21 protein-coding genes and 8 tRNA genes are annotated in these 25368 nt (G+C 52.0%); 6 read left to right on the plus strand and 23 right to left on the minus strand.

Translation table 11 applies throughout. The annotated features are described in order from the left end of the window. The 3 genes from queF to CLV44_RS11390 are packed head-to-tail and all read right to left on the minus strand — an operon-like array spanning position 1 to position 2524. Entirely contained in the window at positions 1-825 is an 825-nt protein-coding gene (gene queF, locus CLV44_RS11380; protein WP_106592239.1) for an NADPH-dependent 7-cyano-7-deazaguanine reductase QueF, read from the minus strand. Then, a complete protein-coding gene (locus tag CLV44_RS11385) occupies positions 822-1595 on the minus strand; it encodes an ABC transporter permease (RefSeq protein ID WP_106592240.1) in 774 nt (257 codons plus the stop codon). Before CLV44_RS11385 ends, queF begins: the two co-directional genes overlap by 4 nt. Next, positions 1592-2524, minus strand: coding sequence for an ABC transporter ATP-binding protein (locus CLV44_RS11390; RefSeq protein ID WP_106592241.1), 933 nt, complete (start codon positions 2522-2524; stop codon positions 1592-1594). The genes CLV44_RS11385 and CLV44_RS11390 overlap by 4 nt, the downstream gene beginning before the upstream one ends. Positions 2525-2672: 148 nt before the next feature. Here CLV44_RS11390 and CLV44_RS11395 point away from each other — a divergent pair, with 148 nt between their 5' ends. After that, positions 2673-3068 carry a PA2817 family protein gene (locus CLV44_RS11395; protein WP_106592242.1) on the plus strand — a complete coding sequence of 132 codons (396 nt, stop codon included), beginning with the start codon at positions 2673-2675 and terminating at the stop codon, positions 3066-3068. 155 nt (positions 3069-3223) lie between these two features. On the opposite strand, the gene CLV44_RS11400 is transcribed toward CLV44_RS11395, so the two are convergent. The 8 genes from CLV44_RS11400 to CLV44_RS11435 all read right to left on the minus strand — a co-directional run bounded on the left by CLV44_RS11400 (position 3224) and on the right by CLV44_RS11435 (position 6886). Next, a tRNA-Gly gene (locus tag CLV44_RS11400) sits at positions 3224-3299 on the minus strand. 32 nt (positions 3300-3331) lie between these two features. Further along, positions 3332-3407, minus strand: a tRNA-Glu gene (locus tag CLV44_RS11405). Between the two features lie 47 nt (positions 3408-3454). Further along, positions 3455-3530, minus strand: a tRNA-Gly gene (locus CLV44_RS11410). Positions 3531-3562: 32 nt separating this feature from the next. Continuing rightward, positions 3563-3638: transfer RNA gene (locus tag CLV44_RS11415), tRNA-Glu, on the minus strand. Positions 3639-3658: 20 nt separating this feature from the next. Next, positions 3659-3734: transfer RNA gene (locus tag CLV44_RS11420), tRNA-Gly, on the minus strand. Positions 3735-3736: 2 nt separating this feature from the next. Then, positions 3737-3812: transfer RNA gene (locus tag CLV44_RS11425), tRNA-Glu, on the minus strand. A 77-nt stretch (positions 3813-3889) separates the two neighbouring features. After that, the gene (locus CLV44_RS11430) at positions 3890-5941 is read right to left on the minus strand and encodes a putative bifunctional diguanylate cyclase/phosphodiesterase (protein WP_146139998.1); all 2052 of its coding nucleotides are present in this window, start codon (positions 5939-5941) and stop codon (positions 3890-3892) included. 171 nt (positions 5942-6112) lie between these two features. Further along, complete coding sequence (locus CLV44_RS11435; protein WP_106592244.1) at positions 6113-6886, minus strand: hypothetical protein; 774 nt, start codon at positions 6884-6886, stop codon at positions 6113-6115. Positions 6887-7012: 126 nt separating this feature from the next. On the opposite strand from CLV44_RS11435, the gene CLV44_RS11440 reads away from it, so the two are divergent. Together CLV44_RS11440 and CLV44_RS11445 are read left to right on the plus strand one after the other, a co-directional pair. Beyond that, positions 7013-7088 (plus strand) — tRNA-Glu (locus tag CLV44_RS11440). Positions 7089-7092: 4 nt separating this feature from the next. After that, a tRNA-Gly gene (locus CLV44_RS11445) sits at positions 7093-7168 on the plus strand. Positions 7169-7171: 3 nt separating this feature from the next. On the opposite strand, the gene CLV44_RS11450 is transcribed toward CLV44_RS11445, so the two are convergent. Continuing rightward, the gene (locus CLV44_RS11450) at positions 7172-8932 is read right to left on the minus strand and encodes a putative bifunctional diguanylate cyclase/phosphodiesterase (RefSeq protein WP_106592245.1); all 1761 of its coding nucleotides are present in this window, start codon (positions 8930-8932) and stop codon (positions 7172-7174) included. Positions 8933-9078: 146 nt separating this feature from the next. Between CLV44_RS11450 and CLV44_RS11455 the strand changes: the two genes are divergently transcribed. Genes CLV44_RS11455 through galU form a run of 3 tightly spaced genes read left to right on the plus strand, consistent with a single transcriptional unit; the run spans position 9079 to position 11032 of the window. Beyond that, the gene (locus CLV44_RS11455; RefSeq protein WP_106592246.1) at positions 9079-9978 is read left to right on the plus strand and encodes a LysR family transcriptional regulator; all 900 of its coding nucleotides are present in this window, start codon (positions 9079-9081) and stop codon (positions 9976-9978) included. A 33-nt stretch (positions 9979-10011) separates the two neighbouring features. Beyond that, entirely contained in the window at positions 10012-10167 is a 156-nt protein-coding gene (locus tag CLV44_RS11460) for an oxidoreductase-like domain-containing protein (RefSeq protein ID WP_106592247.1), read from the plus strand. After that, entirely contained in the window at positions 10157-11032 is an 876-nt protein-coding gene (galU, locus tag CLV44_RS11465; RefSeq protein WP_106592248.1) for a UTP--glucose-1-phosphate uridylyltransferase GalU, read from the plus strand. The genes CLV44_RS11460 and galU overlap by 11 nt, the downstream gene beginning before the upstream one ends. A gap of 18 nt (positions 11033-11050) precedes the next feature. Here the strand turns inward: galU and CLV44_RS11470 are convergent, their stop codons facing one another. The 11 genes from CLV44_RS11470 to asnB form a co-directional block, all read right to left on the minus strand. Beyond that, the gene (locus tag CLV44_RS11470; RefSeq protein WP_245912680.1) at positions 11051-13030 is read right to left on the minus strand and encodes a polysaccharide biosynthesis protein; all 1980 of its coding nucleotides are present in this window, start codon (positions 13028-13030) and stop codon (positions 11051-11053) included. 42 nt (positions 13031-13072) lie between these two features. Next, positions 13073-14347: a nucleotide sugar dehydrogenase gene (locus CLV44_RS11475; protein ID WP_106592249.1), complete on the minus strand. Its 1275-nt coding sequence runs from the start codon at positions 14345-14347 to the stop codon at positions 13073-13075. Continuing rightward, on the minus strand, positions 14344-15984 hold the full coding sequence (gene pgi / locus CLV44_RS11480) for a glucose-6-phosphate isomerase (protein WP_106592250.1): 1641 nt from the start codon (positions 15982-15984) through the stop codon (positions 14344-14346). The genes CLV44_RS11475 and pgi overlap by 4 nt, the downstream gene beginning before the upstream one ends. 75 nt (positions 15985-16059) lie before the next feature. Continuing rightward, the gene (locus CLV44_RS11485; protein WP_106592251.1) at positions 16060-16614 is read right to left on the minus strand and encodes a sugar transferase; all 555 of its coding nucleotides are present in this window, start codon (positions 16612-16614) and stop codon (positions 16060-16062) included. A 61-nt stretch (positions 16615-16675) separates the two neighbouring features. Further along, entirely contained in the window at positions 16676-17614 is a 939-nt protein-coding gene (locus CLV44_RS11490; protein ID WP_106592252.1) for a UDP-glucose 4-epimerase family protein, read from the minus strand. A 54-nt stretch (positions 17615-17668) separates the two neighbouring features. Further along, entirely contained in the window at positions 17669-18625 is a 957-nt protein-coding gene (locus CLV44_RS11495) for a UDP-glucose 4-epimerase family protein (RefSeq protein WP_106592253.1), read from the minus strand. Beyond that, positions 18622-19728: a glycosyltransferase family 4 protein gene (locus CLV44_RS11500; protein WP_281257827.1), complete on the minus strand. Its 1107-nt coding sequence runs from the start codon at positions 19726-19728 to the stop codon at positions 18622-18624. The genes CLV44_RS11495 and CLV44_RS11500 overlap by 4 nt, the downstream gene beginning before the upstream one ends. A gap of 37 nt (positions 19729-19765) precedes the next feature. Continuing rightward, positions 19766-20788 carry an NAD-dependent epimerase/dehydratase family protein gene (locus tag CLV44_RS11505; protein ID WP_106592255.1) on the minus strand — a complete coding sequence of 341 codons (1023 nt, stop codon included), beginning with the start codon at positions 20786-20788 and terminating at the stop codon, positions 19766-19768. Between the two features lie 28 nt (positions 20789-20816). Continuing rightward, positions 20817-22085, minus strand: coding sequence for a Vi polysaccharide biosynthesis UDP-N-acetylglucosamine C-6 dehydrogenase TviB (gene tviB / locus CLV44_RS11510; RefSeq protein WP_106592256.1), 1269 nt, complete (start codon positions 22083-22085; stop codon positions 20817-20819). Between the two features lie 42 nt (positions 22086-22127). Continuing rightward, the gene (locus CLV44_RS11515) at positions 22128-23261 is read right to left on the minus strand and encodes a glycosyltransferase family 4 protein (protein WP_106592257.1); all 1134 of its coding nucleotides are present in this window, start codon (positions 23259-23261) and stop codon (positions 22128-22130) included. After that, complete coding sequence (gene asnB / locus CLV44_RS11520) at positions 23258-25135, minus strand: asparagine synthase (glutamine-hydrolyzing) (RefSeq protein WP_106592258.1); 1878 nt, start codon at positions 25133-25135, stop codon at positions 23258-23260. Before asnB ends, CLV44_RS11515 begins: the two co-directional genes overlap by 4 nt. Between the last annotated feature and the right edge of the window lie 233 nt (positions 25136-25368).

Raw genomic sequence — 25368 nt, forward strand, 5'->3', positions numbered from 1 at the left:
TTACTGGCGTGAGAGGCGCAGATTCTGTGGTACATCATTGATGCTGGAACGATAGGGATTGATATCAAGGCCGCCACGACGTACATAGCGCGCATAGACGCTCAGCTTCTGCGGCCGACAACGCTGCCAAATATCCATAAAGATATTTTCCACACACTGCTCGTGGAAGTCGCCATGTTCACGATATGAAATCAGGTATGCCAATAACCCCTTCTGATCGATCTGCGGCCCCTTGTAACGGATCTGCACACTGGCCCAGTCCGGTTGACCGGTGACCGGGCAGTTGGATTTGAGCAGATGACTCACCAATATTTCATCCTGCACCGCACCTCCAGCCGTCAGCAGTTCAGGAGCGGGAGTGTAATGCTCAACCTGCAACGGCAGCTCATCAAGACAACGGCCTTTCAACTGCACTACTTCGACCGGTGCCGTCAGCGACGTCAGGATCACCTCAACCGGAGCCCCCGCCACAGCCGACAGATCTGCGGTCATGCGCTCCCGTACGTCTGCTTCACCGCCAAAACGACTCAGGTTGTAGGAGTTGAGATAAAGCTTGAATGACTTCGACTCGATAATATGTGGCGAGCTGGCAGGAATACGAAATTCCGCCAGACGTACAACCGGCTTGCCACCGCGGTCAAGCCAGGACACTTCATAGGCGTTCCAGATATCCAGACCGCGGAACGGCAGCGCCGCCCGTTTGACTCCCTTCGCGGCCCAATTCAAATCGCGGGCAATCGGGTACAACAAAGAGGCATCATATTCATTGACGTACGCGGTCTCCTGCCCCAGCGGAGACGCCTTGACCTGCTCATGCTCGCTCATTCGCGAATCCCCTTGCCAGTCTTGAGTAGATGCAGCGCATAGCTGCCCAGCAGTACGATAAAACCAATAATCATGGCAAAGGCAAAACCGATATCAATGTCGCTGACGCCCAGAATGCCATAGCGGAAACTATTCACCATATACAGTATAGGATTCAACTGGGACACACCCTGCCAGAAAGACGGCAACAGCTGGATGCTGTAAAACACCCCGCCCAGATAGGTCAGCGGCGTCAGGATGAATGTCGGCACAATGGCGATATCATCGAAGGTACGGGCATATACAGCATTGATAAAGCCCCCCAGTGAAAACAGAATCGCAGTCAAGATCACCACCGTAATCGTGATAAACAGGTGGTGAATCTGCAAGTCGGTAAAGAACAGTGACAGCAAGGTAACGATGAAACCCACCATCAAGCCACGTGACGCACCTCCGATCACGTAACCCGCCAATATGATCCAGTCAGGCACTGGCGATACCAGCAGCTCTTCGATATTGCGCTGAAACTTGGTGCCGAAAAATGAAGACACCACGTTACCGTAAGAGTTGGTGATCACCGACATCATGATCAGGCCCGGCACGATGTATTCCATGTAATCAAATCCGCCCATTTCACCAATTCGGGAGCCGATCAGGTTACCGAAAATGATGAAATACAGCGTCATGGTGATCGCCGGCGGCAGCAGGGTCTGCACCCAGATACGGGTGAATCGACGAATCTCCTTGACGACGATGGTGACAAAAGCGATCCAGAGCAACCGGGTATTCATGCATTCTCCTGATTCAAATTCTTGTCGACCAGCGACACAAACAGCTCTTCCAGGCGGTTCGACTTGTTGCGCATACTGGTGACCTCAAGCCCCTGAGTCGCCAGATGCTGAAACAAGCCATTCAGCCCCTGCGCCTTGGGCACATCCACTTCCAGCGTGTGTGCATCACGCGAGCGGATCACATACCCCTCCAACAGTGGCAGTTCGGCAAAGTCATCCTTGATATCGAGAATGAACGTTTCCGTGTCCAGCTTCTGCAGCAGTGCCTTCATATTGGTATTCTGGATAATCGTGCCATGGTCAATGATGGCGATGTTGCGACACAGGCTTTCGGCTTCTTCCAGGTAATGGGTGGTCAGAATAATGGTTGTTCCCGCCGCGTTAATCTCGGTCAGAAAATCCCACATGGAACGGCGCAGCTCGATATCCACCCCCGCCGTTGGCTCATCCAGAATCAGCAGGCGCGGCTCATGCACCAGCGCACGCGCAATCATCAATCGACGCTTCATGCCACCGGACAGCATGCGTGCACGCTCGTTACGCTTATCCCACAATCCCAGCTTGCGCAGGTACCGTTCGGCTCGTTCAGTCGCCTGGGCACGAGCAATACCGTAATAACCCGCTTGGGTAACCACAATATCCAGCACCTTCTCGAACGGGTTGAAATTGAACTCCTGCGGCACGACGCCCAGACACTGCTTGGCCTGCGCCAGCTGCGTATCGATATCATGGCCAAACACACTGACCTTGCCTGAACTTTTATTGACCAATGAAGAGACGATCCCCAGTGTCGTCGACTTGCCAGCACCGTTAGGACCTAGCAGTGCAAAGAAATCTCCCTGCTGCACTTCCAGCGAGATACCCTTCAGAGCCTCGAAGCCGTTGCCGTAGACCTTGCGCAGATCCTGTATCGATAGAGCTGTCGTCATGTCCTGCCTTTGTTACTGTATTAGAAGAAGCTACTTAATGTGGTCGGAGCTTGAAAATTCAATCCCAGCCCCCCATTGTACCCGTTCTGCTGCCCGCCTTCTCGTCCGGTCAGCCGTCGACTCAACCCGCAACCCTTTGGAGCTCCGCATGACCGACTCTCATGCCTTTCACCTCAATCTGCTGAAGATTGCCTACAACAACCTGATGCAGCAGGAGATCTTCAAGCATGAAGCCGCTGACCCGGCCAACCTGGAGTTTCTCGATCAATTTGCCGAACTGGTAGAAGCCTTCGAACAACATCAGCCGCACGCTTTCGATGACGGGCAAAACCTGCTGGTGCGACTGGTACGCACCTACCCGCAACTGGTCCCTCTGGTAGCACGCGACCTGTTCTGGCTGTTTGGCGGCGAATGTCTGCACTTTATGAGCGATGAAGAGATCGAACAGTTCCAGCAACTGGATGAAGCATTGGCTGAAGCGGAAGCCGGACACGACTCATTCGACTACCTGGCGGCGCGCAACCGTCTGTTTGGCCAACACTGATACGCCCCTCGTGACAGCTCGGCACGGCAGTGCCTGGTCGGGTTGTCATCAGGTTATCCACAGACAAACGCACAGAAACACGCACAACAGGAATACTGTCGGGCATGGCATAAACGAGGCATATAAAGGAAAACTTGAAGATAAGAATGTAAAACTGGAGCGGGAAACGAGACTCGAACTCGCGACCCCGACCTTGGCAAGGTCGTGCTCTACCAACTGAGCTATTCCCGCTTATACTCTTGAAGACAGACTCTTCAGGAGGATGGCGTCCCATAGGGGGTTCGAACCCCTGTTACCGCCGTGAAAGGGCGGTGTCCTGGACCACTAGACGAATGGGACACACTGTGTCGCACACCAATGTGTACAACTTTTCACTTCAGGCATGTTGGAGCGGGAAACGAGACTCGAACTCGCGACCCCGACCTTGGCAAGGTCGTGCTCTACCAACTGAGCTATTCCCGCTTACACTCTTGAAGACAGAATCTTCATGAGAGTGGCGTCCCATAGGGGGTTCGAACCCCTGTTACCGCCGTGAAAGGGCGGTGTCCTGGACCACTAGACGAATGGGACAATGCCTGTGCTTAAACGTTTGGAGCGGGAAACGAGACTCGAACTCGCGACCCCGACCTTGGCAAGGTCGTGCTCTACCAACTGAGCTATTCCCGCAGTGGCGTCCCATAGGGGGTTCGAACCCCTGTTACCGCCGTGAAAGGGCGGTGTCCTAGACCACTAGACGAATGGGACACTGTATAAACGTTTTCGCGTTCCTCATCGAGGAGGCGCATATAGTACGTATACCCCCCTTACCGATCAACCCCTTTTTACACTTTTTTTTCACTTTTCAGCAATTTAACACTCGACACCCACTCTGCAGCCGGTGCCGGTTTATGCAGTAGATAGCCTTGCAGCAGATCACAGCCATGCGCGGACAAAAAATCGGCCTGGGCCGCTGTTTCGACCCCTTCAGCCACGACACGCAACCTCAACTGGCGGGCGATGGACAGGATGGAGCGCACAATCGCACGGTTATCATCGTCATGCGGCAAGTGATCCACGAAACTCTTGTCGATCTTCAGCTCACTCAAATGCATCCGCTTCAAATAAGCCAAATTCGAATAACCGGTCCCGAAGTCGTCCAGTGAGAACTTCAAGCCTGCCGTAGACAACCGCTCCATGTTAGCCAGAACATCCGCCTGCGTATCGATAAACAGACTTTCGGTAATTTCCAGCACCAGCAACTCGGGCGGCACACCCGACTCAGCCACCAGCGCCAACACCCCGTCAATCAAGGTTACATCACGAAACAGATCCGTACTGAAGTTAACCGACAAAGGCAGCAGGATTCCAGCATCCATAAGCTCTGTCACAACAGCCAAGGCCTTGCTCAACACCAACAGCGTCAGCGGCTTGATCAACCCTGAAGTCTCAGCAACCGGAATGAACTCCGCTGGTGAAACCGGCACCCCATCCGGCCCATTGAGCCAGCGCACCAGCACCTCCCCCCCCTTAATCTGACTCAAAGGAGAGTATTGGGACTGAATCGCGATGCTCAGCTCATCACGCAGAATGGCAATTCGCAGCGCCTCCTCCAGACTCACCCGACGCCTTGCCGCAGCATCCAGTTCCGGTTTGAAGAAAGCATACCCCCCCTTGCCATTCTGCTTGGCCCGATACAATGCCAGATCGGCATTGCGCTGCACCGCCGTAAAGTGATCGGCCGTCACCTCAACCCAGGCAACGCCCATGCTTGCCGTTAATGACAGCGTTTGACGCTCGATCAGTACCGGGCCCGCCAGAATATCCTGCAGGGCATCCAGCCGCGCCTTCAATTCAGACCCGTCATCGTCGGCTTTCACTCGCCACAGCAAACTGAACTCATCCCCGCCGAGGTGCGCCGCCTGCTCGTCCACGTCCCATACGCACGACGCCATACGTCGCGCCACCACTTTGAGCACCTGATCACCGAAGCCGAGCCCATAAGCATCATTGATCCGCTTGAAATCATCCAGATCGACCAGCACCAGCGCATAACTGCCATCAGCCTGGGCGGAAGAATCAAGCATTTCAGCCCCTCGCTTCTCGAGCAAGCGTCTATTCGGCAGCCCGGTAACCGTATCGTGATAAGCCAGAAATTCGAGCTGCTCCAACGCTTTTTTCTCGGCAGTGACGTCCTGTTCAACGGACAGAAAATGACTGATCTCACCATTTTCCTTACGCACCGGTGACACCATCGCCCGCTTTATGACCTGGTGACCATCCTTATGTCTGTTAACGAACTCACCATGCCAGGGCTGCCCGCTGTTAAGGTGATCCCAAAACGCTTTTTTGTCAGACTCGCTTTCCGGTTTCCAGGCCCTGAAACCGGGTGTACGCCCATACACCTCCTCACCCTGATAGCCAGAGTTGACCTCGAAACCACGATTTACATACGTGATCTTGCCAAGACGGTCCGTAATGATGACGCTGGATGGGCTCTGATCAATGGTTTGGCGGAACAGCATCAGGTCCTGTTCAACCTGCTTGCGTACCGTAATATCGGACTGAGTGCTGACGAAATGCGTGACCTCGCCAGCAGCCCCCTTGAGCGGGACAATCGTAATGTCGATCCAGTACGGGGTATTGTCACGGGTGTAATTGAGCAGCTCTTCACGTACCGGTTCGCACACACGCAGCGCAGCAGCAATGCGACTGACTGTCGCCCGATCGGTATCACGCCCCTGGAACATGCGTGGATTGCGCCCCAGCAACTCGTGCCGTTGATAGCCCGTACGGCTCACCACTGCCTGATTGACATACACGATCTGCGGCTCGCGTTCAGTACCAGCATCGGTCACGACCACCAGGTCCGACAGGTGCTCCAAGCTTGCCTGCATGAAACGCAACTGTTCCAAAGTGTCTATATCTATAGGTTCGACGTGTAGTTTTGGGGGCACAAAGATTCTCGGTTCGGGTTATTTACAGGCATGACCGGCGGCCTGTTGTAATCGCATACATTCAATGCGGCAATTATTGTAGAGCTAAAGACTCTGCGAATGCACCTGTATTCAACGATAGTTGGTAAAGGAACGCGGGGCGAATTTGTCCTCTTTTGCCGCTTCTTCTTCTCGACGTTTACGTTCTTCAGCTTCGCGCTGCTCACGCGCCTCATCCACCTGCACCTGCAATCCGTCCATGTGCACCCCCAGCTCATACAATTGGCGATCAAGCTGCTGGGTTTGATTCAGCCCCTGAAGTTTGGCACATACCGTACGGTAACGCGGCAACGCAACCGATGGGCCACGTGCACTTTCGACTTCAAGGGCATCCATCAATTCGACATCCAGGCGGGTTCGAGTGTAGGCCTCTTTAACCTGATATATCACCTCAGATGCGCGCATATCCGAAATCACTTTGCCTGCTTGTAGTTCCGACAGAAATTGAAACAGTTCGCGCAACAGCGCGGCCGTGCGCTCAGCATGATTGCGGTCGGTATGCAGCGTCATTGACCCTTCCGGATGCTCGACCACCGGCAGAGGCAGGGCCGCAAAGGCATCCATGTCACTGACTTTCTGCTGATTATCCGTTGTGTTTTCAAGCTCGAGGATCAGTTTCCAGCGCCGATGCAGGTACTGCACCAACAAGTCGCGTATTTCTTGGGTAATATAGTGTTCAGGCAAACTGTGCAGCAGGTGGTCCGCTCGCCGCACTTGGTCTTTCAGCAGCAACAGTTTCATCCGCCGCTCGCGCCGCTGATTCTCAATAGACTGTATCGTGAACGCAATCATGGCCATCACCATAATAACCGCCACGATCATCAAGCCGGTCTGTGTCGGTGTCATGCTGTACTACTCACCCTGCTCAAGCGCCGAAGGCGTTGATTCTATAACAAAAAGAGTAAAAACGCTTGACCGCCACAATTCATGCCATTAATATTCGCACCGCTGTCAGGCACTGACAACGTATGTGTCCCATTCGTCTAGTGGCCTAGGACACCGCCCTTTCACGGCGGTAACAGGGGTTCGAACCCCCTATGGGACGCCAATCAGCGGGAATAGCTCAGTTGGTAGAGCACGACCTTGCCAAGGTCGGGGTCGCGAGTTCGAGTCTCGTTTCCCGCTCCAGTTTTACTCTTCAATATAGCCATCGTTTTTGCTTATAAACATAAGCACATCTTTTGATTCAAGCGGTTTGGCAATGTGGTAGCCTTGAATGCTTCTTGCTCCCGACTGCCTCAATATGTCTAATTGTTCCGCGCACTCTACCCCTTCGGCAACAACTCCCATCTGCAAACCCTTCGCCATCCATATAATAGCCTGACATAACGTAGCTGCGTTCATATCAACATGAATATCGCGTACAAACTCACGATCAATCTTCAAAACATCTACCGGAAAGCGCTTTAGATAACCCAACGCCGAAAAGCCGGTGCCGAAGTCATCGATCGCCAACTTGACACCAAGACCCCGCAACCGCTCAAGTATCTCAACAACTCGAGACTCATCCTCCGGCTCCATAAAAATCGATTCGGTAATCTCCAGTGTCAAGGTACCCGACATGATCCCGGATTCACGTAACACGGCGGCTACATCATCCACAAACCCCGGATACAGCATCTCTCGCGGCGAGACATTTACCGCCATTTCCAAAGGCCGGTTCAGCACACACTGCCAGGCAGCGGCCTGATGAACCGCCGTCTTCAGCACCCAACGCCCCAAGCCAATAATTTGCCCGCTCTCTTCAGCCTGAGGAATGAACTGGTCAGGCAATACCCAGTCATCGGCTCCGCGCCGCCAGCGTACCAATGCCTCAACACCCTGCAACCGGTCTGATTTCAAATCCAGTAAGGGCTGATACCATAACTCAAACGCTTCACACGCCAGCGCTTCATGCAGCGCACGCTCCATTGCAAGTCCGTCTCGCGCCTTTGCGTTCATTTCCTCGCGAAAGAAACAACAACCACTCTCACGTCGACTGCGCACCTGCTGCATAGCAGCATCAGCATGACGCAACAAGGCATCAGCACTATCACCATCCTCCGGCCCAAGTGACACACCGATGCACGCCGATATGTGCAGCTCAGCATCACCCAGACGAAAAGGCTCAGTCAACTGTTGTAATACACAACGACTCAAATGTTCTACCGCTTGCAAACGACTGACCTCAGGCATGATGATGACAAACTCATCTCCGCCGACACGCCCCAGACTTTCCAGTGGGGACAGTACTTGCTGCAGTCGCTGCGCAGCCTGACATAGCAGCCGGTCACCCACCTCGTGCCCCTGGGTTTCATTGACCCGCCGGAACTGGAGTAAATTGACGAACAGTACCGCCACCTGGTGATGCTGAGACTCGGCCATATCAAGCGCTTGCTGCAGACGGTCCTGGATCAGTTCCCGATTGGGCAAATCGGTCAACAGGTCATAGTTTGAACGGTGAAAAAGCTGAGCTTCGTAGTGTTTACGTAGCGAAATATCATCCTGTATCGACAGATAGCGGTCGACTACCCCCTCTTCGTTACGCAGTGTAGAGACTGATGCCGCAACCCAGTAAGACTCGCCATTCTTGCGCTGATTCAGCAACTCGCCATGCCATTCTCCCTTTTCCCGCAGGGCCCGCCAGAGCTGACCAAACGTATCGGCATGGGTACGGCTGGACTTGATCAGACTGACAGGGCGCCCCAGCACCTCGGCAGATGAATAACCCGTGACGCGGGAGAAGCCGGGATTTACATATAAAACCCGTCCCACAAGATCAGTGATAATGATGCAGGCAGGGCTCTGATCCAGCACTGCCGACAAGGTAAGATTAAGCTGATCAAGCGTTGGCGACCGACGTCCACGCAATCGATGCAACAGCGACTTGGCTGGCAATATAGATAAATGCACGGGCTTTTATCCCTGGAATTTTATTATTTTATCCCAGCTTGCCACACCTTCTGCCACCTGCAAAGCCGCAAAACAATCGACCGAACCCAAGAATTACGCCATCATCTCTCACATAAATCAGTACGACAGATCAAACGGAGCTTAAAATGCAGGTTACGCTGGAGCAATGGCAAGCACTGGTCACCGTCGTCGATGCCGGTGGCTATGCCAAGGCCGCCGAGCAGCTGGGCAAAAGCCAATCCGCCATCAGCTATGCAATACAAAAACTGGAAACAACACTCGAACTGCGCGTATTCCAGCTTACCGGCCGCCGCGCCACTCTGACCGAACCCGGCCAGTCCCTGTATCGTCATGCTCAGCGACTACTGGAACAAGCCGAACAAACAGAACAACTGGCTCGACAGTTCGGCCAAGGATATGAAGCCCGGATCCGTATCGCCATGGATACCATCTACCCTCGCGAATGGATGCTGGATATCCTGGCGACATTTGCCGAGCATCATCCACATACTCGCATCGAACTGTTTGAGACTGTTCTTAGCGGCAGTGACGAAGCTGTCCTCAAACGCCAGGTCGACCTGTCCATCAGTGGCCGTGTGCCGCCGGGCTGCCTCGGCGAGCAACTGATCAGTGTTCGCTTTATCGCCTGTGCCCATCCCGAACACCCACTACACCAATTGGATCACACCTTGACCCTGGACGACCTGCGCCAGCATCGCCAGCTGGTTGTGCGCGACTCCGGTAGCCGCGACCTTGATTCCGGCTGGCTCGGTGCCGAGCAGCGCTGGACCTTCAGCGATTTGGAGACATCCCTCCTCGCCGCCAGCAAAAAAGTTGGCTATGCCTGGTACCCGGAAACCCGTATTCAGCATGCCCTGCAACAGGGCACGCTCACCCCGCTGCCACTGGGCAATAGTAGTATGCGCACGGTAGAGCTGTATCTGATCCGAACGGACGGAGAACGCGCCCGCCCGGGTGTCAACAAGCTGGCGTCCATGATTCACGCAAAGGCTAATGGCCAGACTTTTACGCAATCGGTAGAATAGGCCTACAGATTGAAAGACCTCGACTGGATGATAATGGAAAAACCACTCCCCCCCGCCGATGGCGAATGTTGTGAAAGTGCTTGCGAACCCTGTGTTTGGGATACCTATTACGCTGAGATGCGTCTGTGGCAGGAAGAGCAGAAGCGGCTGCAGGAGCAGGCAGAAAAGGACTTGAACAATGTTGAATAAAGTCATTATTCCGGTTGCCGGCCTGGGCACACGAGTACTCCCTGCCAGCAAGGCCATACCTAAAGAAATGCTCAGCGTTGTCGACAAACCAGTGATTCAACACGTTGTTGAAGAAGCCGCGGCGGCTGGTTTTACTCAGATCATTCTTGTGACCCGCAGCGGCAAATCAGCTCTGGAAGACCACTTCGACCGTAATGCCGAGCTGGAGCACGTACTGGAAAGCAAGGGCAAGAGCGCACTCCTTGCAGCCGTACGCAACACATTGCCGGCAGGGGTGCAGTTAATATCGGTACGACAGGACGAGGCCAAAGGCCTGGGACACGCAGTGCTTTGCGCCGCCCAACTGATCGGTGACGAAGACTTCGCCGTCATGCTGCCTGACATGCTGATCGATGGTACTAGCGAAGCGTGTGATCTGCAGAATATGGTTGCGGCATATCACCGCAACCGGACGGGTCAAATCATGGTGGAAGCCGTACCGGAAGATCAAGTCGAACGCTACGGTATCGTTGATTGCGGCAGCGAATGCCCCGCCAGCGGCCAAAGTGCCGCCATGACCGCTGTCGTAGAAAAGCCCGCCTTGGCCGATGCACCCTCGAACCTGGCAATTGTAGGACGCTATATCCTCCCGGCACGGATTATGGAGCTACTGAAAAATACTCCTCCGGGGGCAGGCAATGAAATTCAGCTGACCGATGCCATTGAAGCACTGCTCAACGAGGGCGGAAAGCTGGAGGCCTTTACCATGGCAGGTGATCTGTATGACTGCGGCAACAAGGCGGGCTTACTTCAAGCCAACATCGCGTTTGGATTGAAGCACCCCGAAACCGCAGCTGAACTTCAAGCCTTTCTGGCACGACGCTGAACGCACCAGAGAACTGCATTAATGCATGATGGCACCCGTCTGCGGAGCCGTCTTGAGCAAAAGATCCACGTTTGGCGATGATGGCACAAATCCCCTCACCGCTCGCTGCAACAGCTCACGCCCAGCATGACTATCAGCCTGTTCCATGGCCGTTTGCAGCTGGTCCAGTAACTCCTGCAACAGCTCTGCTGGCAAGCTTTCTTCATGCGCGCGCATGATTTTGGGATGTTCGGTCCCGATCACATCTGCGCCAATCAGCAGCTCTTCATACAATTTTTCACCGGGGCGCAGACCGGTATATTCGACGGCGATATCGCCGTCCGGATGCTGTTCACTTTTCACTTCGTAGCCCATCAACTGGATCATCCGCCGCGCCAGGTCCACTATTTTCACCGGCTCTCCCATATCAAGCACAAAAACATCACCACCTTTGGCCATGGACCCCGACTGAATGACAAGCGAAGCCGCCTCAGGAATGGTCATGAAGAAGCGTGTAATATCAGGATGCGTGACTGTCACCGGCCCACCCGCCTCAATCTGACGACGAAACAGCGGCACAACCGAACCGGAAGAACCCAGCACATTACCAAATCGCACCATAGAGAAAATCGTCTTGCAGACAGTCTCGTGCGGAGCGCAAGGCGAAGCACCCGACCGCTGTGCAAGCCCTTGAATAATCAATTCAGCCAGGCGCTTGGTAGCCCCCATAACATTGGTAGGGCGCACCGCCTTGTCGGTTGAAATCAAAACAAAACGCTCAACACCTGCTGCCAACGCCTCTTCTGCCATGACCTGCGTGCCCAGTGCATTATTTCGAATGCCTTCGAACACATTATGCTCCACCATGGGAACATGCTTGTATGCAGCGGCATGATAAATGGTTTGCACGCCGAAGCGGTCCAGAATACGGCGAACACGCGCCGCATCAAGCACCGACCCCAACATCGCATACAAGGGGACGTCCAATTTTTCGGCGACTGCAGCCTTAGCTAACTCCTGCTCGATGGAATAGAGAGAAAACTCACTCATTTCATACAGTACTAACGCACGAGGACCGTTACGCAGAACCTGGCGGCAGATTTCCGAGCCAATAGAACCCCCGGCACCACTGACCATGACCACTTTGTCTTTGATACTGGATGCGACCAGGCTTTCAATCGGCGGTACGGGCTCACGCCCCAACAAGTCTTCCGGATCGACATCACGCAAGGCCTCCAACGATTCGCCAGAAACCAGTTCGGACATCGACGGAATGGTTTTCACATAGACCGAGTGCTCAGCCAACTGTTCCAGAATACGCCGGCGGTCGCTGCGGGTTGCTGACGGCAACGCCAGCAAAACATGTGTAACCCCTTCTGACTCAATCACCTGCGCAAGTTTTTGCGGGTTGTAAACCCGCATGCCGCTGACCGTTGTCTTCCATAAAGTGGGATCATCATCCACAAAACCAACCGGCACATATTCACCACCACCCAAGAGCGCCGTCGATAATTGAACCCCCGCACCACCGGCTCCGTAGATCAGAACCGGTTCCTTGTGTACATAATGGCCAATAAGCCAGTGGTAGTAGTTACGCACCAACAAACGGCTTCCCCCGACATAGACGAGTGCCGCCAGAGCAAAGATGATCGGTACTGATCGGGGAAATTTTTCAACATTGAAGAAAAACGCGGATGCCCACATCAAGACCGCGAGGATCACCACCCCCTTGAACACCGCAAGGATGGCCTGGGCTCCCATAAAGCGTACAACCGCACGGTACAGACCCAGCTTCATAAACACGACCAGCCCCACTGCCGGCGTCGCCAGAAACAACCACCAGACTTCTGCCATGTAGTCTGTAGGCCACCACTGTGACAGCCGCAACGCGTAACTTGACCAGAGCGCAACAGGCAAGGCTATGAAGTCAGCCAGTACCATCAGTGCTTTTTTATAATTACGCCCCAACGCAAGGATGCGGTAGTGTAGTGAGCGCAAGGAAACGCCGCTTGAGTCCATATTCAAAAAAATCCGCTCAATGATGTCGACTGCAAAACAGCATTATATCGAAACCCCACGCCCAATACCTGAGTAGACCCAGCCAAGCTCCGCCATGTGGCCGGGGTCATGAATATTGCGGCCATCCAGCAGCAAGGGCGTGCGCATACGCAGGCGAATATCGTCCATATCCCGGTTCCAGAACTCTTTCCACTCCGTTACCAACATCAGAGCATCTGCCTGTGCCACAGCCGCCTCAGCGCTTGGCGCAAAAACCAGCTTATCCAGTCCACCCAGCTGCCGACGCAGGCTCGATAGCGCCATTGGGTCATAGACATGCACTTCCACTTCATGCGCCAGCAACGCCCGGATCAGCGTTAACGCAGGGCTGCCTTCAATACCCGAGGTGTTGGGCTTGAAGGCACACCCCCATATCGCCACCTTGCGGCCACGAATATCCGCCTTGAAGTAACGCCAGAACTTCTGAAACAACAGGTCTTTCTGCTGCTCATTGATGGCAAACACACTGCTCAGCAATCCTGCTTCGTTCGGGTGCGCCAACTCACGACTGAGCTGAGACAGGGTTTCCAGGAACGCTTCACCACCAAATCCACAACCGGGGTAAAGGTACTGAAAGCCGATACGGGAGTCCGTCCCCATCCCCTGACGCACGCGCTCGATATCAATCCCCTTGTCCGCCGCCAGCTGGGCCAACTCATTCATATAACTGACGCGCGTCGCCAGCATGCCGTTAATTGCCAGCTTGCTCAGTTCGGCTTCCTTGGGTGACATCACCAGCAATGTATCGCGGCTGCGATTAAAGGGAGTCAACAGACGTCGCATCAACTGAACGGCACGCTCATCCTCACATCCCAACAAAATGCGCTCGGGGCGCGTAACACTCTCTAATGCACGTCCGGATTGAATGAACGCCGGCCAGAAAATGACTCGTATATGACCTGCACCCTGTTCATCAAGCCATTGCTGCAACTGATCCGTAGTACCGATTGCCATCGACTGTACCAGCGCAATCAAAGGCTGCGCACCGACATTGGCAGATACATTTTCAACGAACCCTTGTACCGCCATTTGCAACGATTCCAGCGATGCGTGGCGACAGGCAACCAACAACAGATCGCCGGCTTCCTCTGAGTCATCCAGTTGCAAGCGTCCGGCATCCCGCTGCTGTTCCAGCAATTGCAACAGATCCGGCTCACTGACATCAGACCCTTCCTCGGGGAGTTGCGCTGCTTCCAGGCTGACCCGGCACCCGGTAAACGCCAACGCGCCCGCCAGCGTCCAGGCTTCGAGATTGGAGCCCAATACACGGACCTTCATGCCTTACCCCCGTTATCCTGTTCAGATGCTTGTTGTTGCTGGATACTCAACGCCAATGCACGGGTCGAGGTGTCGAGTTTGGCGGCCGAGGCTGCACCGGAGTTATTCAGCAGCGGCTGCAACTGCAACGCCACCTGCTTGCCCAGCTCAACCCCCCACTGATCAAAGGGGTTGATGCCCCAGATCACAGCCTGAGTGAACACCTTGTGTTCATACGCGGCAATTAGCGCCCCCAATGACCGCGGGTCCAGCCGCTCCAGCAACAGCGTAGAGGATGGCTGATTACCGGGGTAGCGGCGCCAGGGGGTATCATCCGCCGCCACCGCCGCATCACCAAAGGCCAACACCCGTGATTGGGCCAGACAGTTTGCGATATTCAGCTGATGCTGCGCCAGCAGTTGCTCGTGATAGGCAATATGGGCTGTCGCCTCATAACGGCAGGCCGCCAGAATAAAGTCGGACGCCACCGCTTGCGTGCCCTGATGCAGTAGCTGATAAAAGGCGTGCTGGGCGTTGGCACCGATTTCACCCCACAGCACCGGACAGGTGGCGTAGTCCAGTGGCTCACCGGCCTGATTCACCGATTTGCCGTTACTTTCCATCTCCAGCTGCTCCAGATAGGAGGGAAAGTATTTCAAACGCCCATCGTAAGGCAGAATGGCATGGGCACGGATATCGAGAAAATTGACATTCCAGACACCCAGTAGCGCCAACATCACCGGCACATTCTGTAACAGCGGAGCGGTACGAAAGTGCTCATCCATGGCATGTGCACCAGCCAACAGCTGGCGGAACACCGACGCTCCCAGCGCCAGCGCGATCGGCAAGCCAATCGTCGACCACAGCGAAAAGCGCCCCCCCACCCACTCCCAGAAATACAGCTGATTCTCGGCCGGAAGCCCCCAGGCCGTCATCTTATCCTGCGCCGCCGAGACGCCAATAAAGTGGCAACGCAAAAGCAACGTTTCATCATTGCAATGGCTGGCCAACCAGGAACGCACGGTATCGGCATTGGACAGGGTATCGATGGTGGTAAACGACTTGGACGAAATAATGAACAGAGTGGTTTCAGGATTGAGACGGTCCAGCAGATCAAACAGCTGACTGCCATCAATGGTGGAGGCAAAATGCACATTCAACGCACGGCCGGCAGGCTCAGCATGCTCACGCAGCCCATGCGTGACCATCAACGGCCCAAGATCACTACCACCGACCCCCAAGTTCACCACATCAGTGATGCGTTTGCCGGAAAATCCGCGCCACACACCGGCCTGCACCTTGCCGACCAAGGCCTCCATCCGCTGCAATTGCTCTTCAACACAGGACTGGGCCGCTGTTTGCTGATCAGCGGGCACACGCAGTGCCGTATGCCAAGCCGCACGGTTTTCAGTCTTATTGACAGCTTCACCCGCCAGCAGGCGCGCTCGCTCAGCCTCAAAACCGCTCTGTTCGGCCAACTGCGCCAACGCCTGCAGCACCTCGGCATCCACACGCTGCTTACTGTAATCCAGGGTAATACCGGCACCGCTGGCACGAAAAATCGTACCCCGCGCGGGATGGGTATCAAAAAGTTCACGCAGGGGGGGCATACCGGCGGCTTTACGCTGTAACGACGGCATGGCCTGGCAGTCTTTCATTGCCAATCAATCCTTGTCTGAACGGGTTAAGGTGTAACTGAAAGGAGTTTAACGCAGTCAGTCCAAGCAGGCTCATTATTTGCCAGGCACTCGATCACCCGCTCCTTTACCAGCAACGGTCATGAGGATGTACTTGAAATATGCCCCAACCGTGAGGCTTTGCAACATTTTCTGGTCGGTTTCAGCCAATAGCGTCGGGGTCGACATATCGATATCCTTCACTTGTGCCAACCCGGTAATTCCCGGGCGTACATTCAGCACGCCGCGCTGTTCACGCTCGGCGATCAGCTCCTGCTGATTAAACAGACAGGGGCGCGGCCCGACCAGGCTCATCTCACCTTTGAGCACATTCCACAGCTGCGGTAGCTCATCCAACTTGGTACGACGCAAGAAGCGGCCAAAGGACGTGATCGCATCAGCACTGGCCAAATGGCTGGCCACCGAAGTGGTGTCCTTACGCATGGTGCGAAACTTGACCAGCGTGAACGGCTTTTTATGCCGTCCCACCCGCTCCTGCCGGAAAATGGGCGAACCGGTATCAAAAAAACCAATAACCGTTAGCAACAACAGTACCGGAAAACCAAACACCAACCCCAGTAAAGAAAATACAAAATCAAACAACCGGATCACATCAACACCCTTATTATTTCACTAATAAATTTTAAATTAAAAACCAGGATACATTCCCTAATTAATTATTTTTTTTATCAAAACAGCGCTGTAAACCTTCCTTCACTGAAACAGGAGGCTCCCACCCTAATAATGTACGGGACTTAGAAATATCCACCTGTAAAGAGCCTAATAAACGCTGAGCTAGCGCCTTTTTACCCAAAAACCTTGCACACAGCATTAATACTCCAGCAGGGATTGGCAACAAACGCGAAGGCTTACCCATTGTACTGGCAACACCAATCAACAATTCAGTAGTAGACAAGTCATGACCATCACTAACAAGAAATGTTTGATTAGCCGCCGCAGGATGGTTAATACAAAGCGTAATCAGATCAACCAAATTATCGAGTGCTACCAGTGAACGTTGATTGTGAATAGCACCAAACGGCAGTGGAATGCCTTTTTCAACCCAGCGTATTAAGTTACCAAAATTACCCGGTGCATTATATCCATATGCTAGTGGTGGACGTAAAACAACCAATTCCATTCCAGTTGCCTTTTGTATATCCCACAAACCTTGCTCAGCTTCCCATTTGGACTGAGCGTAAGGTTCAACAGGATTGGGTAAATCATCTTCGGTAAACGGGCAAGTATTTATATTTCCATTCACACCAATAGTACTAATAAAAACAAATCGTCTAATACCCGCTTTTGCTGCTTGGCGAGCAAGGTTAAGCGTACCGCCCACATTGATTCTACGATATTCCGCAAGAGGGTCACTTGCCAAGTCCTTCATAATATGGGCACGACCTGCTGCATGAACAACTACTTGCTGGTTACGCAAAGCTGCTGACCAATCAGTATCCCAATCTAGATCATCAACCATAACACATGGTACATGCTCTGGTACTGAATGACTCCGTACAGCGGCTGTTAAATCAACGCTTGTTTTGTTCAATAAACAATCTACAAGCCGACGACCAACAAAACCCGTTGCCCCTGTTAACAATACATTCACTATCGCCGGCGCTCCGCATACTTTATTTGCATCATTGTGTTGATACCGTAGTACCTAAGCATCAGTAAAACATCGCTTAAGCCCCTCGTTCACGCTGATTGGCGGATTCCATCCTAATATTTCACGTGCTTTGGTAATATCGACTTGTAAAGAACCCAGCAGCCGCTGCACCACTGATTTTTTATTCAACAGCTTCGCGCCTGTCATTAATAGCCCAGCCGGAACTGGAACCAAGCGGGAAGGTTTACCGATAGCTTTTGCAACACCGCTCAACAACTCTGTGGTAGATAAGTCTTGCCCATCGCCCGCCAAGAACACCTGATTAGCCGCTGCTGGGTGATTAATACATGTGAGAATAAGGTCAACCAAGTTATCCAAAGCGACGAGTGTACGCTGATTATTAACAGACCCCAGGGGTAAAGGCACTCCTTTTTTCACAAGTCTAACCATACTGGCAAAATTGCCTTTTACGCCCGGACCATATACCAAAGGGGGGCGAATGATCACAACTTCCATACCTGTTTGAATGGCCAGCGCCTGAAGCCCCTGTTCAGCTTCTAATTTGGACATACCATAAGCATCTTCAGGAGCAGGCATATCATCAGCTGTAAACGGCTTACCTAAACTCGTTTGTTCACCGTTCACTTTGATAGAGCTTATAAAAATAAAACGCTTAACACCCGCTGATGCCGCTTGGCGGGCTAAATTGAGAGTGCCGTCAACGTTAACCTTATGGTATTCGGCCTGCGGCTTACCCCCCCTCCCTTTCATGATGTGGGTACGAGCGGCAGCGTGAATGACAACTTGCCGACCATTCAGAGCAGAAGACCAGTCAGTAAGTTGATCCAACTCACCAACCTCCACGAGTCTACAAAAATATTTTTTAGCAGGCTCTATCATTCTGACACTACCAACACAATCGATAACTCCCAATTTAGCCAGAGATCTCGCTATAGCCCCTCCAACAAAACCTGTTACCCCCGTTACCAATACTCTGGTGTGTTTTGTCATTGTTCCAAATGTTCCTGGTAAATGCTCATATGCTGCGCCACTATATTTTCAATAGTAAACGCGTCCTCTGCTAAACGTCTGCCTGCACGCCCCATCCGCTCTCTTAGTTCTGGCTCTTCAACCAACTTCTGGATCGCATCTGCCAGTAAGCTAGCATTTCTAATCGGCACCAATAATCCTGTTACATCAGGTATAATCGCATCTCGACACCCTGGTACGTCCGTGGTGACCACTGCACGCCCGCAGGCTGCGGCCTCTATCAAGCTTTTCGGCAATCCCTCTCGGTAGGACGGCAAACAAACAACGTTCGCAGCAGCATACTGATCAGCAATATCCTTACGGTAGCCAAGCAACTCAACCGTTCCTTCACAAGCCCAAGCATCCAGCTCATGCTGAGTAACTGTCGTTGGGTTACCTGGATCAGGCGACCCGATCAAACGCATTTTCAGATCAGTACCTCTTTGATGTAAGAGGCGTGAGGCTTCAATGTAATCTAGAGTACCCTTATCTTTTAATAAACGAGCAGCCATTACCACAACTGGTGTTCCAACTGGCTCGGGGACATAAGGATAGTCTGCCAAATCAACACCTGAACCACGTATCATAAACGTTTCAGTTGAGCGAACCACGCCCAATTCGAGTAAAGTATCCCGGTCATCAGGGTTCTGAAAAATTACCGTCAAGCGCTTCTGCTTAAAAGCTGTGGAATATAAAAATGTTACTAACCATCGACGTAATTTAGCGGCTATTGATGATGCCAAAAACACAGTTCCCAACCCGGAAACGGCCGCAACTACCGATTTTATACCGACAATTCGAGCAGAAATTCCACCATACAATACTGGCTTAATTGTAATCAAATGCACCAAGTCAGGCTTAACAGCACGAAACAACCTGGTTAAAAATAATATTGTTTTCAACTCCCTTATTGGATTTTGTCCGCTACGAGCAAAGGGTATTGTGTAATGAAAAAAACCGTATTCTCTAACCTTTTCAACATCAGGTCCGTTGGCCGTTGCAACATGTACTTCATAGCCAAATTTTTGTGCCGCTAATGCTAATGGCAAGCGATGCGATAGGAAAAATTCAGGCGCATTCACCACAAATAAAATTTTCTTTGGCCTGTTATTCAATATGATATCAACTCACATTCTCAACATACCAAGGCATAGCCTTGGCTATGCCTTCCATGATGTGATATTCCGGCGCATAGCCCAGCTTGTCCGCAGCCTTGCTAATGTCTGCCTGTGAATGGCGTACGTCACCGGCGCGGAAATCGCGATAAACCGGGGCATTCTCGTAAGGCTTGCCATTTTCAGTCAAGGCTGCCTGTAATGCGCGGTAAAGATCATTCAGTGTGGTTCGGTCGCCTACGGCCACGTTGTAGACTTCGTTTTTGGCACCATCCTCAACTGTGGCGGCCAGTAGATTGGCCTGTACCGCATTTTCGATGAAGCAGAAATCACGACTGGTTTCACCATCGCCATTAATGCACACATCGTCACCCTGAATCATGGAGGCCGTCCATTTCGGTATCACTGCTGCATATGCACCATTAGGATCTTGACGCTTACCAAAAACATTGAAGTAGCGCAGACCTATAGTATTGAAGCCGTAGGTTTTAGCAAAAACATCAGCATAAAGCTCATTCACATATTTGGTCACCGCATAGGGTGACAAAGGTTTGCCGATATTCTCTTCCACCTTGGGCAACGCTGGGTGATCCCCGTAGGTGGAGCTACTGGCAGCGTAGGTGAAACTCTTAACTTCAGCATCACGCGCAGCAACCAACATATTCAGAAAACCGCTGATGTTTGTGGCGTTGGTGGTGATGGGATCATTAATGGAGCGCGGCACAGACCCCAACGCGGCTTGGTGCAGTACATAGTCCACGCCAGCACAGGCTTTCTGACAGTCATCCAGGTGACGGATATCACCTTCAACTAAGGTAAAACCAGCCCATTGATCCGGCGTGACCAGTTTCTGAACTTCATCCAAGTTGTACTGATGACCGGTAGCGAAGTTATCTAGCCCCACCACTCGCTGGTTCAACTTCAGTAGATGCTCAAGTAGATTAGAACCAATAAAACCGGCCACTCCGGTGATCAGCCAGGTTTTAGAGTGTGCTGACAGTGATTCCAGTAGTTGTTGATAAGCAGTCATATATATATCGCTCAGTCTTTCCAGTAAATTACAGGCGTAGGTCGCTGGCCTCAGCCGGTAGAATGTATTTCAAATCATAAAGCACGTGCGTGCCCTTACCCAAAGCACGAATCTGTTTAGCACCCATATCCGTGAATTGCTTATGGGAAACCGCCAACACGATCGCATCATACTCACCTGCTGCAGGCGCACTGATTGGGCTGATGCTGTACTCGTGCTCTGCCTCTTCCGGATTGATCCACGGATCATAGCAATCAACCTGAACACCGTAATCTTTCAGCTCATCAACGATATTCACCACTTTAGTGTTGCGCAAGTCCGGGCAGTTCTCTTTAAACGTCAACCCCATTACCAGTATCCGTGCACCTTCCACATGGATACGCTTTTTCAGCATGGCCTTCACCAGTTGACTGGCTACATATGCCCCCATACCATCATTCAGACGACGACCCGCCAATATAATCTCTGGATGATAACCAACCGACTGCGCCTTGTGAGTCAAATAATAGGGGTCAACACCAATACAATGCCCCCCTACCAAGCCGGGGCGGAACGGCAGGAAGTTCCATTTTGTACCGGCGGCTTTCAATACCTCTTCAGTATCAATGCCCAGCTTGTTGAAGATCAGCGCCAATTCATTAATCAGGCCAATGTTGACATCTCGCTGGGTGTTTTCGATCACCTTGGCCGCTTCTGCCACTTTGATGGAACTTGCTTTGTAAGTACCGGCAGTGATAACGGAGCGGTAAAGCTGATCCACGGTGTCCGCTATTTCAGGCGTGGAGCCGGAGGTCACTTTGAGGATCGTGGTAACACGGTGTTCTTTGTCGCCCGGGTTGATACGCTCTGGGCTGTAGCCACAAAAGAAGTCCTGGTTAAAGGTTAAGCCCGATACCCGCTCCAGCACCGGCACACAGTCTTCTTCAGTTGCACCTGGATAAACAGTGGATTCATAAATTACGATATCACCCTGCTTAAGTACCTTGCCGATGGTTTCACTAGCCTTGATTAGCGGAGTAAGGTCCGGCTGTTTGTGCTCATTAATCGGCGTTGGTACGGTGACAATAAATACGTTGCAGGCTTTCAGGTCATCCAGCGAGCTGCTGTAAGTAAGGTGCCTAGCCTCTGTCAGCTCATAATCGTCTACTTCCAGCGTGCTGTCGTGGCCCTGCTGAAGCTCAGCCAGACGTGCGGTATTGATATCAAAACCCAGGGTAGGATATTGCTTGCCGAATTCGACCGCGAGAGGCAGGCCAACGTAGCCAAGGCCAATGATGGCGATATGTGTATTTTGCATAAGTTTAAAATCCAAACGCGTAAATGAACTTGAATCGAAGAGTTATTTGGAGTTGATCAACGATGTATACAGATCGTAATAGCGCCGACTGATAACATCCATGGTGAAGTGTTCACGAATACGAGTGGCTGCCGCGTCACCCAGTGCTGCTCTTTCAGCGACTGGTAGGGATAGCATGGCACTGAGCTTTTCTGCTAACCGATCCGGTGACGCTGCAGGCACCACCCACTCAGGCTTATCCAACAGATAGGCTGCATCGCCAACATCAGTGGTCACACAAGGTAAGCCAACTGCCATTGCCTCACCCAATACGTTTGGGAAGCCTTCGGTAACGGAATGCAGGCAAAAAACATCACTGGCTTGCAGGCAAGCAGAGACATCGTTGCGCTCCCCTAACAGATAAAAGGCATCGGCTTGCCCCGTTGCGTCGATCAATGCCATCAGCTGCGGGTTAGAATGCTCAAGATCACGTCCCACCAGCATAAACTTGACACCGTTACGCTGTGCAGCGACTTTCCCAGCCGCTTTAATAAAGGTCTTATGGTCTTTGACCGGGTTATAACGGCCAACAGATACCACAAGCTTGCAGTCATGGCTTATTCCCAGATCATCCCGAATGCTGGTTATAGAAGTGTGCGTGGACAACAGCTTATCAAGATCAAACCCGTTGGGTATCACCTGCATTTTATTCGGTGCATAGCCAACCGTCTCATGCACTTGGCGGGAAGCATCTGCCGCGCACACAATCACACGCGGTAAACGCCCTGACAACCAGGCACATAGCTTGCGAATCAGCAGGGTAACTTTACTCCCTCCCTTGCGGATATCGGTACTGCGAATGCACCATACCAAATTACGCAAGCCTACACTGCTCGCCGCAAGCCCTCCAAGTAGGTCGGCATGGTACATCCATGTATGAACAACGTCAGGACGCAATCGCCGAAGTAACTTACGTAACTTAAAAAAAGCCGCCGGGCCTTTGGCTATGGAAAACATACCCAAACAGTGTAACTCAACCCCCTGCTCGTTTAACTGCCCTCCCAGCACACCCTGATCAGTTAAAGAGATAACCACATGCTCTATATCTGACTGTTGGCTGTGCGACTCAATCAGGCGTTTGAGCATCAGCTCGGCGCCCCCCACATTCAAGCCAATGATGACATGTGCGACTTTCACTGTTTTTCCAACCAGGCCTGAAACATCAAAATACTCCACAATTTACGCGCATGATCACGCTTACCTTGCAGATGTTCTGACCAAACACGGCGCACAGCGCTTGGAACGAAGTAGCCCTCTTGTTCCAAACGCCGTGCACTCAAAAGCGTTTCTGCCCAATCCTTTAACGGACCGCGCAACCAATGTCCCAGAGGTACTGAAAATCCTTTTTTAGGCCGCTCAATCAATTCACGAGGTACATGGCGATACAGCACTTCACGCAGTATCCACTTACCTACGCCGTCACGTATTTTCATATGCTGGGGGATTTGCCACGCCAACTCCACCACTCGATGGTCAAGAAGGGGAACCCTCGTCTCAAGGCTATTCGCCATAGCCGCCCGGTCAACTTTAACTAGAATATCATCGGTCATGTACTGACCAGCGTCCATAGCCATCATCCAGTGTTCAAAACTGTCAGTTTGGGGCCATTGCTCCGGGCTATTTATCAATGTCTGCAACGCTTGCCCGCCGATCACCAACTGCTCAGGATTATCCCAATGACTCATCAGAGTTTGATAAAACTGCTCTCTGTTCCTAGTAGGGAAAACACACAACAGCTTGGATAACTTATCAGACAAAGGCAGTCCTGATAGCAAACGAAACACAACCTGTCTGAGCGGTAACGGTAAATGCTTCAACTTGCTCCATACGCGCGGCGCTACTTGATAGGGATTGTAACCGCCAAAAAGTTCATCACCTCCATCACCGCTGAGCGCCACAGTGACATGCTCTTTTGCCATACGGCTAACCAAAAAGGTTGGTAACTGAGAGCTATCGGCAAAAGGTTCGCAATAGATTTCCGGCAGGCGCGGGATAAGATCAAGTGCATCCAGAGCATTGACATAAAGCTCTGTGTGATCTGTACCTAAATGCCGCGCAACTTTCTGAGCGTATTCAGCTTCATTGTAACCAGGCTCATCAAAGCCAATGGCAAACGTGCGTACTGGCTGTTTGGACTGTTGTTGCATCAGGGCTACGATAGTGCTGCTATCCACACCACCACTGAGAAAAGCCCCCAAGGGAACATCGGCCAGCATTTGGCCAGAGACTGCTTGGCTAAGCGTTTGCTCAAGCTGATTCGTAACTTCAAGCTCAGAACAATTGAACGGATTAGCAAGACCACACTCCACAATTTGCTTCAGCTGCCAATATGCCTTTGGCTGTACATCTGCACGCAGCTGCCCTTTCGTGATCTGCACATACTGGCCAGCAGGTAACTTTTCGATGCCTTGATAAATCGTGTGGGGCGCGGGGATGTAATTGTGGCGCAACAACAAAGCCAAGGCGCCACGGTCAACTTGGGCATTAAAATCAGGATGTGCCTTGAGTGCCTTCAGCTCTGAGCCAAACAGCAAGGTCTCACCACACCAACCCCAGTAAAGTGGCTTTTCGCCCAAGCGATCACGCGCCAACGTCAGTTGCTGCTTCTGCTGATCCAAAAGTGCCAGAGCAAACATTCCGACTGTAGCTTGAAGTGTTCGCTCGATACCCCAGGCACTGAAGCAAGCCAACAGGGTTTCGGTATCTGAATGGCCATGCCAGTCAGGTGCTTGCTTGTTCGATTCGAGTGATGAGCGAAGTTCTAAATGGTTATATATCTCACCATTAAAAGTAATCACATAACGCCTACAAGATGAACTCATAGGCTGCCTGCCTGCTGATGAAAGATCAACAATAGATAACCGTGTATGAACTAAATTAATACCGGCACTACCGTCAGCCCAATAATTGAAAGAGTCTGGACCTCGGTGGTATAAAGATTCTGACATAGCCTTACATATTTCAGTATTGCCATCGATATGTAGCCCCCAAAAACCAGAAATTCCACACAAACCAGAGCACCACCATTAAAAATAATAAATTTAAATGTACAATGTATTTTTTAAAATACAATTCTATAAAGCGCAAGATAAAAATAATAGATTAACAAATGAAATATTTATTTAACCAAATACAAAAAATAACAAAAAACCTAGATTCTCAGAATAACCGACACACTTGGACTTAGACAGGAGAGCCAGGCTGGCTGTAGGCTGACTAGCTCTCACACAAGCAACCAGGTGCC

The sequence above is a fragment of the Marinobacterium halophilum genome, assembly GCF_003014615.1.
Taxonomy (GTDB): domain Bacteria; phylum Pseudomonadota; class Gammaproteobacteria; order Pseudomonadales; family Balneatricaceae; genus Marinobacterium; species Marinobacterium halophilum.